At 64.3% G+C, this 11,529-nt stretch carries 8 protein-coding genes; 2 read left to right on the forward strand and 6 right to left on the reverse strand.

The genetic code is table 11. The features are described from left to right. Positions 1–53 precede the first annotated feature (53 nt). Positions 54–1,922 (reverse strand): M61 family metallopeptidase, encoded by a 1,869-nt coding sequence (locus BT115_RS17710; protein WP_255369474.1) that lies wholly within the window; start codon positions 1,920–1,922, stop codon positions 54–56. 350 nt (positions 1,923–2,272) lie between these two features. Between BT115_RS17710 and BT115_RS17715 the strand changes: the two genes are divergently transcribed. After that, positions 2,273–2,947 (forward strand): outer membrane beta-barrel protein, encoded by a 675-nt coding sequence (locus BT115_RS17715; protein WP_072323957.1) that lies wholly within the window; start codon positions 2,273–2,275, stop codon positions 2,945–2,947. Between the two features lie 42 nt (positions 2,948–2,989). Here BT115_RS17715 and BT115_RS17720 read toward each other — a convergent pair whose 3' ends face one another. The 5 genes from BT115_RS17720 to BT115_RS17740 all read right to left on the reverse strand — a co-directional run bounded on the left by BT115_RS17720 (position 2,990) and on the right by BT115_RS17740 (position 9,415). Further along, positions 2,990–3,694 (reverse strand): glutathione S-transferase N-terminal domain-containing protein, encoded by a 705-nt coding sequence (locus BT115_RS17720; RefSeq protein ID WP_072323958.1) that lies wholly within the window; start codon positions 3,692–3,694, stop codon positions 2,990–2,992. 115 nt (positions 3,695–3,809) lie between these two features. After that, on the reverse strand, positions 3,810–4,316 hold the full coding sequence (locus BT115_RS17725; RefSeq protein ID WP_143144623.1) for a hypothetical protein: 507 nt from the start codon (positions 4,314–4,316) through the stop codon (positions 3,810–3,812). 91 nt (positions 4,317–4,407) lie between these two features. After that, positions 4,408–5,922 (reverse strand): amino acid permease, encoded by a 1,515-nt coding sequence (locus BT115_RS17730; RefSeq protein ID WP_072323960.1) that lies wholly within the window; start codon positions 5,920–5,922, stop codon positions 4,408–4,410. 92 nt (positions 5,923–6,014) lie between these two features. Continuing rightward, on the reverse strand, positions 6,015–7,067 hold the full coding sequence (locus BT115_RS17735) for a glycerophosphodiester phosphodiesterase (protein WP_072323961.1): 1,053 nt from the start codon (positions 7,065–7,067) through the stop codon (positions 6,015–6,017). A 56-nt stretch (positions 7,068–7,123) separates the two neighbouring features. Then, positions 7,124–9,415, reverse strand: coding sequence for a TonB-dependent receptor (locus tag BT115_RS17740; protein ID WP_072324044.1), 2,292 nt, complete (start codon positions 9,413–9,415; stop codon positions 7,124–7,126). A 169-nt stretch (positions 9,416–9,584) separates the two neighbouring features. On the opposite strand from BT115_RS17740, the gene BT115_RS17745 reads away from it, so the two are divergent. Further along, positions 9,585–11,504 (forward strand): alkaline phosphatase family protein, encoded by a 1,920-nt coding sequence (locus BT115_RS17745; protein ID WP_177257446.1) that lies wholly within the window; start codon positions 9,585–9,587, stop codon positions 11,502–11,504. Positions 11,505–11,529 lie beyond the last annotated feature (25 nt).

Raw genomic sequence — 11,529 nt, forward strand, 5'->3', positions numbered from 1 at the left:
CCGGCCCCTGAGGGCCTCGTCTGCCACCGCCGCGCACGGGCGTTTACTGCGCCTTACTTGGCCTTGTACAGCTCGCCGATCCAGTCCGGCTTGCCGCTTACCCGCTCGAGGTGCGGGTACTTGAGACCTTCGTGGTAGTCGATCTTGATCGTCTTGTACTGGTCGAAGTTCTTCACCAACAATTCGATCGGGGCCTTGTCGGTCTTCGCGGCGGTCACGGCATCCTTCAGCGCATCGCCGTCGAATTCCTTGTTGTTGACCGCGACGATGTGCATGCCCGGCGAGAGGCCGGCATTGAACGCGGGACCGTCCCAGCGCACGTCGGCGATGTCGCCCTTCGACGATACGGCGAAACCTGCCGAGTAGGTCAGGTCGGTGTAGTGGCGACGGGACTCGATACCCTTCACCGCGTCCGACGGCTTGTCGTTGTAGACGAGCTTCCAGCCGCCGCGCTCGATGCCTTCGAGGTCGCCCTTGTGACCATCGACGCGTTCGCGCAGGTACTTCGCCCAGTCGTACGGCGCAATGCCGTTGAGCGTGGATGCCACGTCCTCGAACGTATACGGATTGACCTTCCAGTCGCCGTCCTTCATGCCGAAGAAGGCCTTGGCGAAATCGTCGAGCGAGCGCTTGTTCTTGGTCAGCTCACGCAGCTTGGTGTCCACGTCGAGCCAGATCATCTGGCCGCCCGAATAGTAGTCCTCGCTCATCTGGTAGTTGCGGTACGAGAGGGGGCGACGCTGCGCGATCGTCGGATCGTTGGTGGTGTCCTGGATGTTGCGCCAGGACAGGCCCGGACGACCCTTGTCGTAAGTGGCGGCAACCAGCGCGAGCATGTCGCGCGCCTGGTCCTGCGAGAGCAGCCCGGCGCGCGCGGCGACGACGTTGCCCCAGAACTGCGTCTGGCCTTCGTACACCCACAGCAGGCTGTCGCCCATCGGTACGTTGAAGTTCGGCGTGGCGAGGTCGGCGCCGCGACGGTACTTGCCGTCCCAGGAGTGGTTGTACTCGTGCGCGAGCAGATCGCGACCCAGCCAGCTCTTGTCCCACTCGGTGAAGTAGTTGGGCGACGCGCTGTTCTCGGACGAGCGATGATGCTCGAGGCCGATGCCGCCGAGCTTGTCGGTCAGCGCGAGCAGGAAGTCGTAGTGATTGTAGTGACGCGCACCGTAGAGCTTGTCCATCTGCTGGACGAGCTTGCGGTGAATGTCCAGCGCGTCCGGCTTGATTTCCAGCGCCTTCGCGTTGTCCGCCACGATGTTGAGATGCACCGGCGAGCGACCGTTCGGGTCGAGGTCTACGCGCTTGAAATAACGGCCGGCGAAGATCGGCGAGTCCACGAGGTCGTCGTAGTCGATCGCCTTGAAGCTCACCGTGTCGCCGTCCTTGCCCGCCTGCTCGAGCGCAGTGCCGAACTGGAAGCCCGTGGGCAGCTTCACCGACGCTTCGACCTGGATGCGGTCGGCGCGATAGCCGGCCGGGTACAACGACACCTGGTTCCACTGCACGTTGACGATGTCGGGCGTCATCACGATGCGGCCCTGGCGCGAGTCCTGCGGCGTCAGCGTCTGGAACTCCACGTCCACCGACGAGGCGCCAGCCGGCACGTTCACGTGGAACGCGTAGACGTTGTACTCGTCGCGTGTCCACTCGACGCGCTGGCCGCCGGCCTTGACCACGAGGCCCGCGAACTGGTCGATCGGACCGCTCGGCGAATGGTGGCCCGGGATCCATTCGGGGAACAGCAGGGTCAGCGGACCCGGCTGTGCGGGAATGGTTTCCTTGACGCGGAAGATGCGGTGATCGAGATCGGTGGCGTCGACGGCGATCTTCAACGTGCCGTTATAGGCGACGTCCTGCGGTGCGGGCACGCTCGGGGTGTCGTCCGCGCGAACGGCAGCGGAAGCGCCGACGCCGGCCAGGGCGGCCAACAGCGCGGAGGCAAGAAGGGTGGATTTCACTGATGGGTCTCCGAGAAGCGGTAAGGCGCCCGGCCATCCCTGCGAGCGGTTCGGCACGGTCCCCTTTGGTCCGCGCAAGCTCTCGATCCTAAACGCCGGGGTCCGGGGTGCCCTATGCCAGAGGTCACGGATGACGGGCCCCGCCCTCGCCACACCACGCAAGACTTTTCGGAAGGCGAGCCTTCAAAGCGTGATGCCGTACGTCTTTGCGTTAGGGTGGAGACGAGCGCCGCCCCTATAATCGCGCCCGGCCTTGATCGCCGTCATTAGCGTACGCCACTCCAGGAACAAAGGGATACAGGGATTCTTCAATGAAACTACTCGTACTCACCGCAGCCACAGCCGCTGCGCTCCTTACGCCGCTCGCCGCTTCCGCCGACTCTGCGTCCGTGACGCAGACCAGCCCTTTCATTTCGATCACGGGCGGGAAGTCGCATTTCAATGTGGATCGGGACGCCAGCGGCGGTGCGCGTTACCAAAGCGAAGATGGCAACGGCACGGGCTTCAGTGTGCTGGGCGGCTACCGCTGGGTCGTGGCCCGTCCGTTCGCGCTCGGCGTGGAAGCCGGCTACGCGCACCTCGGCAGCACGACATGGAAGGCCCACTACGGCGGGCTGAGCATGCAGTACGACGACAGCGACAAGAACAAGGTCGACGCCTTTCTCGCCGGCATCAATGGCAAATGGGACCTGCCCTACGACCTCACAGTCACGGTACACGGCGGATTGGCCCATATGCGCAGCAAGGGCGATTTCACGGAGACCGGCGGGTGGATCATTCTTCCCCCGTCAACGACGCGAGTTCACCATGACTGGAGCGGCAATCGCTTCTATGGCGGGGTCGGCTTCGGCTACGACTACGACGAAAACATGGGTCTGACGCTGAGCTACGACCGCTACAGCTTCAAGGCCGACGGCCCTCGCGATACGGGGCACAACGCTCACATAGGCGTTCTCGGCCTCACCGCGGAATACCGCTTCTATTGAGCGATACGGGGAGCCGCGATGGCTCCCCGTCCGCTGTGCGTGTCAGGAGCGCGCTGGAATCTTGAGCCCGCGCTCCACACCGGGCCGCGACATGCCGCGCTCCAGCCAGGCGATGACATTCGAGAAGTCGTCGAAGCCAACGAGTTCACGCGCGCCGTAGAAGGTCACGAGGTTGTTGACCCAGCCGAGCGTGGCGATGTCGGCGATGGTGTACTCGTCGCCAATGATCCAGTCACGGCCATCGAGCTGGCGATCCAGCACGCCGAGCAGGCGCTTCGATTCGGCGACGTAACGTTCCAGCGGACGCTTGTCTTCGTATTCCTTGCCAGCGAATTTGTGGAAGAACCCCACCTGGCCGAACATCGGGCCGATGCCGCCCATCTGGAAGAACAGCCACTGGATCGCCGCCCAGCGCTTCGCCGGATCGGCGGGCAGGAAACGGCCCGTTTTCTCGGCAAGATAGAGAAGGATCGCGCCGGACTCGAACAAGCCGATCGGCTTCCCGTCGGGGCCATTCGGGTCGATCATCGCGGGAATCTTGCCGTTCGGATTGAGCGATTCGAACTCGGGCAGCTTGCTCTCGTTCTTGGTGATGTCGACGAGATGCGGCTCATAGGGCAAGCCCAGTTCTTCCAGCATGATCGAGACCTTCACCCCATTGGGCGTTGGCAGCGAATAAAGCTGAATGCGATCCGGGTGGGCTGCCGGCCAACGCCGGGTGATCGGAAACGCGGAGAGATCGGACATGACGCACCTTGTTCGGATCGGAAAGGATCGAAAGTAAGGCGCGCAGGGCGAGGATTCAATGCGCTGGCCGTGGACCGCGGGCCCGGCGGCCCGCGGTCCACGAATCGAAGACACGCTACTCGAGGTCGCCCAGCTTCGCGTCCACTTTTGGCGCGGTCAGCCACTGACCGATGTCTTCGCCAATGGCCTTGGCCGTGCGCACCAGCACGGCGCAGTTGCCCTTGAATCCGCCGAAGGCGCCGCCCATGGACGTGCGGCGATCCTTGAAGCTGCCGATCACGGCGCCGTTCTCGTAGAGCTTGCCCCTGACGGTCATCGCCTTGTGATGACCCATGAAGGCGTTGCCGTCGGCGACGACGTCGCTGATCTGCATCTGCAACGTCTTACCCGCTTCGCTTCCGCTCACCTTGTCGGCGAAGGTAATAGCGATACCGGATTCCTTTGCCTTGGCGGCTACCGCGTCGGGCAGCTCGTTTTCCAGCTTGCATTCGTCGAGCACGGCCTTAGGAATATCCGCGTCTTCGTTGAAGGTGGCCGGCTTCTGCACCGTCACCGCGTCGGCTGCGAATGCTGCCGGCGCGGCGGCCAGCATGATTGCCCCCAGATAGATCCACTTCCCCACTGCCGTCTCCTTGACGTGTTCCTGCCGACCGAGCGTCGGCAATCGCATTATTCCCAGGGGAGGCGCTAAAACGGAAGCGAACGGCGTCTCGTCAGCGCCGGTTGTCGCCGTTGAGCTTGCTGTGCCGCACGCCGTAGGCGAAGTAGACGATGAGGCCGATGCCCATCCAGATCGCGAAGCGCTCGAAGGTGATCCACGGCAGGCCCCAGATCAGCGCCAGCGAGAACAGGATGCCCAGCGGCGCCACGAACCACACGGCGGGCGTGCGGAACTTCCGTTCCAGTGCCGGCTTGCGCACGCGCAGCACGAGCACGGAAGCGCAGATCAGGATGAAGGCGCTGAGCGTGCCGATGTTCACCAGCTCCGCCACTTCACCGATCGGCAGCAGGCCCGCGACGACCGCGGTAAAGATGCCGAGAATCATGGTGGGGCGGGCCGGCGTGCCGAAGCGCGGATGCACGCGGGAGAACCACGCCGGCAGCAACCCGTCGCGCGAGAGCGCGAACCAGATGCGCGCGGCGCCGAGCATAAAGGCGAACAAGACGCTGATCACACCGATCACGGCGGCGACGGCAATCACGTTGCTGAGCCACGGCAGGCCGATGGCGTTGAAAGCGTCCGACACGGAAGCTTCGCCGCTCAGGCTCGCGTACGGCACGATGCCTGTCAGCACGAGCGACACGGCGATGTAGAGCACCATCGCGACAGCCAACGAGAGCAGCACGGCGCGCGGCAGGTCGCGCTGCGGATCGCGCGCCTCCTCGGCCGCAGTGGTAAGCGTGTCGTAGCCGAACACCGCGAAGAAGACGACGCTCGCGCCGGTCAGCACACCCTGCCAGCCGAAGTGGCCCACGCCCTTGTCATCGAAGACGCGTGCGGGAATGAACGGCTGCCAGTGCGTCGTGTCGATGAAAAACGCGCCCACACCGATCACCAGTGCCACGCCGATCACCTTGATCGCGACGATGATCGTGTTGAGGCGTGCACCCCACTCGGTCTTCACCGAGAGAAGGACGGCGACCAGCAACGACACGGCGGCAGCGATGACGTTGAAGCGATGCGCATCCGTCGGCGCAGGTACCGGGTTGGCGAAGCCGATGCCCAGCGACCCCAGCGCATGCTGCCAGTAGTACTTCATGGTGTCGGCGCTCATGCTCTTTTGCGCCCACTCCGGCAGGTGGACGCCAGCACTAGCGAGCAGTACCTGCACGTATCCCGACCAACCGATCGCGACCACCGCCACGACCAGTGCGTATTCCAGCAGCAGATCCCAGCCGATGATCCACGCCGCGCCCTCGCCGAGCACGGCATAGCCATAGGTGTAGGCGCTGCCGGTCACTGGAATCAGTCCCGCGAATTCCGCGTAGCAAAGCGCGGCGCAGGCGCTGCCGAAGCCGGCGATGATGAAGCTGAGCGCCACGGCAGGGCCGGCATTGAGTGCCGCCTGCTGGCCCGCGAGCACGAAGATGCCCACCCCGATGATGCCGCCGATACCGATGGCCGTGAGCTGCCAGAGGCCCAGGACCCGCCGGAAGTCCTTGCGCTGGCCGACCTCGGCCTGCAACTGCTCCACGGACTTGTGGCGGAGGAACTTGGCTAACGACATGGGCGATCCCTGGGGCTGGCTGAGCCGGGATCATAGCGGGGAGGACTGGCGGTGTCGTCCGTCGCCGGCCGACACCGCGGACCCGTCACGCCCTAGCGAGCGTGTAGGCCACCGTCCAGCGCCTGGCGTCCGAGCGCCGGATCGTCGGTAAAGAACGCATCGATACCCGTGGCGAGATACGCACGGATTTCAGCCACGGAACCGGCCTCGTTCCGCGCGTCGTCGCCGCTCGCGTTACGAAAGTCCGCAGCGAGGAAGCGGTTTTCGGGGCGGAAGGTATACGGATGAACCTCCAGCCCGACTGCGTGCGCGTCATGGACCAGGGGCGTCACGGGCGCCAGCCGGCCGTCCTTGCTCAACGGAATGATGCTGCGCGTGGAGGGCCCGATCGCATCGGCATAGGCGGCGATAGCCTTGAGACCTGCCGGCGTCATCATCTGGCGATACGTGACGGACGAGTCGTCCGCCGGGTGCTGCTCCGGATCGTCCATCAACTGAAGCAGCCGCACGTTCGGATGGTTCTTGCCCAGCTTGTCGTGCAGGTATTTCAGATTCCTCACTTCGAAGGACTGGATCTCCACCGGCGCTGTGCGCGTATACGCGTGCGCCGCGAGCGTCGCCAGCACGGAGTCTTCCATCGGCAGGCCGATGCCGCGGAAATACGTACCGTGCTTGATCTCGGGAATGATGCCGATCACCCGATGCCGCGCCGATGCCTCGGCGGCGACGAACTCGATCATCTCGTCGAAGGTGGGCACGCTGAACTGGCCGTCGTACGCCGTGTTCGCCTTGCGCACGTCGGCCAGACGCTCGCGTGCGCGCAGCGTCTTCAGCTCGGCGAGTGTGAAGTCTTCCGTAAACCACCCGGTGAGGGTGACGCCATCCACCGTCTTCGTGGTACGACGCGCAGCGAATTCAGGATGGGCGGCAACGTCGGTGGTACCGCTGATCTCGTTCTCGTGTCGAATGACCAGCACGCCATCTTTCGTGGACACCAGGTCAGGTTCCACGAAGTCCGCGCCATCGGCGATCGCCACCGCATACGAGGCCAGCGTGTGTTCCGGGCGCAGCGCGCTGGCGCCACGATGGCCGATCACCAGGACTTTGGCAGCGATCGGCTTGGTGGGCGAGGCGGGCGTGGACATGGGCAGCGCTCCCAGAATCAGGGCCAGGGCGCATGAGGATAGGGCATGTCGCATGCTCAGAAGTCCGCCGTCAGGGTCACGAAGGTCTGCCGCGGCGCGCTGGCGTGGAAGGCCAGGGCACGACCCTGCGGGTCGGTGGCCGCGAACGCGGTGAGGTTGGTGGCGTAGCGATGATCGGTGAGGTTGGTGACGTTGAGGGCGAGCACGAGACCCTTCAAGCCACCCAGCGCACCAAAGTCATAGCTCGCGCCCGCGTCAAACGACGTTGCCCCAGCCACCGACTGGTCGTTGGTATAGGTGTAGTAACGACGCCCCGTGTACTTGCCGCGCAGGCTGGCCGACCACGGACCCGAGGTCCAACTGATTTCGCTGGCGAACATGCGCTTCGGCGTGTCCACGGTGGTCTTGCCCTTCACCGGCACGACCTTGCCGCTGGCGATGTAGTTGTCGTCGTAGGTCGAACGGTTGAACGACGCCGAGTTGTACCACTGGAACCCGCGCACGGGCTTCCAGATGAAGGTAAGTTCCGCACCGTGGCTGCTCACCGAACCCACGTTGACGAAGGCGGTATTGCATTCCGGACGCGTGCCGACCTCGATGCTCGGGCAGGGATTGAGCGAGAGCAGGCGGTTGTTGAAGGTCACGTCGTAGACCGCAACGGATGCCTCGTACGCTTCGCCGACACTGCGAAAGCCACCGTCGATGCTGCGTGACTCCTCGGGTTTCAGACGCGATCGGGTGCCGTCGAACGCGCTCTGCGAAACCGACAGCGGGCCGCCTGCACCGCCGCCCTGGAACGCGGCGATGTTCTTCGCATAGGACAGGAACAGTTCCTGGCCCGGTGCGAGCTGGTAAGCGAGGCCCGCCTGCGGCAGCAACGACTTCTCCGCCTTGAGCGTGCCATTCGCATAGGGGCTCTCCATGCCCGGCAATTCGCGCGCGGTCATGGTGGTGTGCGGGCTCTTCACGCCGATGTCCACGCTGAGGCGATCGTCCAGCGCCTTGAAGCTGTCCTGCAGATAGGCCTGCTTGGTAGTGATCGTATAGTTCTGCGAGAACAAGCGGCGGTCCGGATCGGAAAGATAACGGTCGTCGCTGACCGGACCGTCGATGTAATAGAAATTGCGTTCCACGTGGTGGTCGTTCTTTTCGTACCACACGCCGCCTTCGATGCGGTGGCCGCTCCACTCCCACGACAGCGACGCGATCGCGCCGTTGCGGTTGATCGTGTAGTTGGTGCTGCGGATCGATATCGGCAGCTCCTCGGGCGTGCCCGGATAGGACTTCTGCCCCGGCGACCACCAGTGCCCCTGTCCTGCGTTCTCGTGGTGATAGACCTGCGTGTGCAGCGTGGTCGCGTCGGCCACGGTGAAATCGCCGGCCAGGTAGTACAGGTCATCGCGGCGCAGGGCGCGGCTCTGGTAGTACGCGTCGTCGATGTTGTCCACGCCGCCGGAGAAGCCGCAGCGCGGATCGCTGACACCGCCCTTGGTATACGCGGGCGCGCAATAGGCAGCCGCCAGAGCGCGGTTCCAATCCGGCGCGTAGAGATTCCAGTCCCAGCCAAGGCCACGCTTCAAGCCGCTCTTGGACAGATAGGCGTAATCGGCCTGGCTGGTGCGCGAGGTATCGGCGAAGCCGGTGATCCGATTGCCGTCGCCGAACTCGTAGACCGCCTTACCGTTGAATTGCTTGGTGTTGGTGGGCGAGTTGGGACGTGCCCACATGTCGGCATCCGCATGCGCCCCGGACAGGTACATGGAAAAACCCTTGTAATCGCCCGTATCGATGCGCGCATAGGTGCGCCGGTTGTGATCGCTGCCGAAGGTCTGCGCGACCTTGCCGCCAAAGGTGGCGGCGGGATCGGCCGAAAAATACTGGATGGCGCCGCCGAGATTGCTGGTGGATGCCGTGCCGAGGGCGCCGATGCCCTCGGACAGTTCCACGGTCGCCATGTTCTCCGCGATCAGGGCGCGCGAGATGTTGAGCCCGTTGTAATTGCCGTAGGCATTGTCGCCCAAGGGCAGGCCGTCCAGCGTGTAGCCAAGGCGCGTGGTATTGAAGCCGCGCAGCGTGATCGACTGAGATTCCTCGTTCGCGCCAAAAGCGTCGTTCGACTGCACCGACACGCCGGGCAGTCGGTTGAGGATTTTCTGCGGACTCGTGCCGGGCGGCAGCACCTTTTGGTCTTCGGGCACGATACGCTGCACCTGGCGCGTTTCGCCCTGGCCGATCACGGAAACCGCTTCCAGATCCTGGGCCTTCGGCGGGGGCGCGTCCTCGGCATGGGCAGGGAGGCAAAGCGCGGCGGCAAGGGCGAGGAACAGGCGGCGGCGTGCATGGATCATGGGCAGGAAGCTCATCGAAAGAAACGACGAGGGTGACGTCCGCATGTTTAGGTTTTCTTACGATCAGGGGACGATCTCCGCAGCCCGTGATCCGCGGCACGCTTCGTCCCCGAACTGAAACATCCTCCGCCCACCATGCCTTCCCTTTGATCGTTTCATGGAGCACTCGATGCGTCGCATAGCCTGCCTGGCCGTCCTGCTGATGCTGACCGTCGCCACGGGCGCGCATGCCCGTCGCGTCATCGTCTTCGTATGGGATGGCATGCGGCCCGACGCCATCAGTGAGGACGACACGCCGAATCTTGCGGCGCTGGCGAAGCGCGGCACGTTCTTCGCCGATCATCATGCGACCTACCCGACCTTCACCATGGTCAACGCGTCCAGTTTCGCCACGGGCTCGTTCCCGGGCACGATCGGGTTCTTCGGCAATCGATTCTGGGCGCCGGGCGCCAAGGGCTTCGATGCCAAGGGTGTGCCTAGCGACTTCGCCGCACCGATCTACACGGAAGACTACGCGGTACTGCGCGCGCTGGATGACCACTGGAACCATGATCTTCTCCAGGCCCCGACGCTGCTTCAACGCGCGCGGAAGGCCGGGCTCAAGACGGCGGTCGTCGGCAAGTCCGGCCCGGCATTCCTGCAGGATCTCCGCGAGGGCGGCACCATCCTCGATGAAAACGTAGCTTTGCCACTCACGTTCGCCAAGAAGCTGATCGGCGCGGGATTTCCGCTTCCGGCCAATACCGTTCATGCGTACGACGCCGACCGTTTCCACCTGGAGCCCGACAACGGCACCCCCACGGCGGCGCTGCCGCCGGCGACGTTGAAGGACGGCAACACCTCGGACGCGTCCGACGCCAGCGGCACAGCGTCCACCGCGGCCAACGCGTATCTCATGCGCGTGTTCCTGGATTACGTCTTGGCAGTGGAGAAGCCGGACATCAGCTTCGTCTGGCTACGCAATCCCGACTCCACGGAACACGCCTACGGCGTCGGATCGCCCAACTTCCATCTGGCGCTGCGCGCGCAGGACGAACTGCTCGGCAAACTGCAGGCGAAGCTATCGGCCCTGGGCATGGACGGCGATACCGATCTCATCATCGTCTCCGATCACGCACACAGCACCGTGTCCGGCCCCGCCGATCTGTTTCCGTTACGGACGATTGCCGACGGTCGTGTGGGACGAGTCGATGCGGAATGGGGTTTCGCCACATCCGGCGCCATTCGCCTGGCGGATGAGATGACCCGCGCAGGCTTCACCGCTTACGACGGCTTCGGCTGCATCTACGCGCCGGTGATGTCCGGCATACGCAGCGATGGCACACAGGTGCGACCCACCCGTTACGACGATGACGGAAAGCTGTGCGGCAAGCCGGGCCCGTATACGACGCCCGCGTACAAGGTGCCGGAGACGTTGCCAAAGGACGCCTTCGTCATCGCCCCGAACGGCGGCAGCGAATATCTGTATCTGCCGTCGCACGACAAGGCCGCGCTGCTGAACGCCGTGCGCTTTCTACAGTCGCAGGAGGCATTCGGTGCGATCTTCGTCGATGCGCGCTATGGCAAGGTGCCCGGCACGTTGCCGCTGGCGGCGGTGCGTCTTGCGAACAAACGTGCGCCGGATATCGTCGCCAGCTACGATTTCGACGCGAACGCGGTGGTGCAGGGCTTCAAGGGCACGGTGTATACCAGCATGTCGAACGAGCGCGGCATGCACGGAAGCTTCAGTCCCATCGACGTGCATAACACCTTGATTGCGAGCGGCCCCGACTTCCGCCAGGCGTGGCGCAACGAGCTGCCGAGCGGCAACGTCGACCTGGCGCCAACACTGGCGGCGATACTGAAACTCGACCTGCACGAGGCCGATGGGCGTGTGTTGCGCGAGGCGCTTTCCGGGGGCGACGATCATGGCCTCACCGTTCAACCCGTCAACGTGACCACCGACGCCGCCACCGACCTGACGCTGCGCCGCGTGGACGGTTCACCGATGGCCGGCAGCACTTACCGTTTCGTGCTCAAGACCAAGCGCCTTGAGGACGGAAGCCGGAGCTACACCTATTTCGACGAAGCCAAGGCAGAGCGGGAGTAATTCCCGCCGCCGCGCGCATTTCTGC

The organism is Luteibacter sp. UNCMF366Tsu5.1, from assembly GCF_900119235.1.
Lineage (GTDB): Bacteria > Pseudomonadota > Gammaproteobacteria > Xanthomonadales > Rhodanobacteraceae > Luteibacter > Luteibacter flocculans.

Coding starts and splice junctions, on each gene's coding strand:
- BT115_RS17715 (WP_072323957.1), top strand. CDS start 2,273: ATGAAACTACTCGTACTCACCGCAGCCACAGCCGCTGCGCTCCTTACG.
- BT115_RS17720 (WP_072323958.1), bottom strand. CDS start 3,694: ATGTCCGATCTCTCCGCGTTTCCGATCACCCGGCGTTGGCCGGCAGCC.
- BT115_RS17730 (WP_072323960.1), bottom strand. CDS start 5,922: ATGTCGTTAGCCAAGTTCCTCCGCCACAAGTCCGTGGAGCAGTTGCAG.
- BT115_RS17735 (WP_072323961.1), bottom strand. CDS start 7,067: ATGTCCACGCCCGCCTCGCCCACCAAGCCGATCGCTGCCAAAGTCCTG.
- BT115_RS17740 (WP_072324044.1), bottom strand. CDS start 9,415: ATGATCCATGCACGCCGCCGCCTGTTCCTCGCCCTTGCCGCCGCGCTT.
- BT115_RS17745 (WP_177257446.1), top strand. CDS start 9,585: ATGCGTCGCATAGCCTGCCTGGCCGTCCTGCTGATGCTGACCGTCGCC.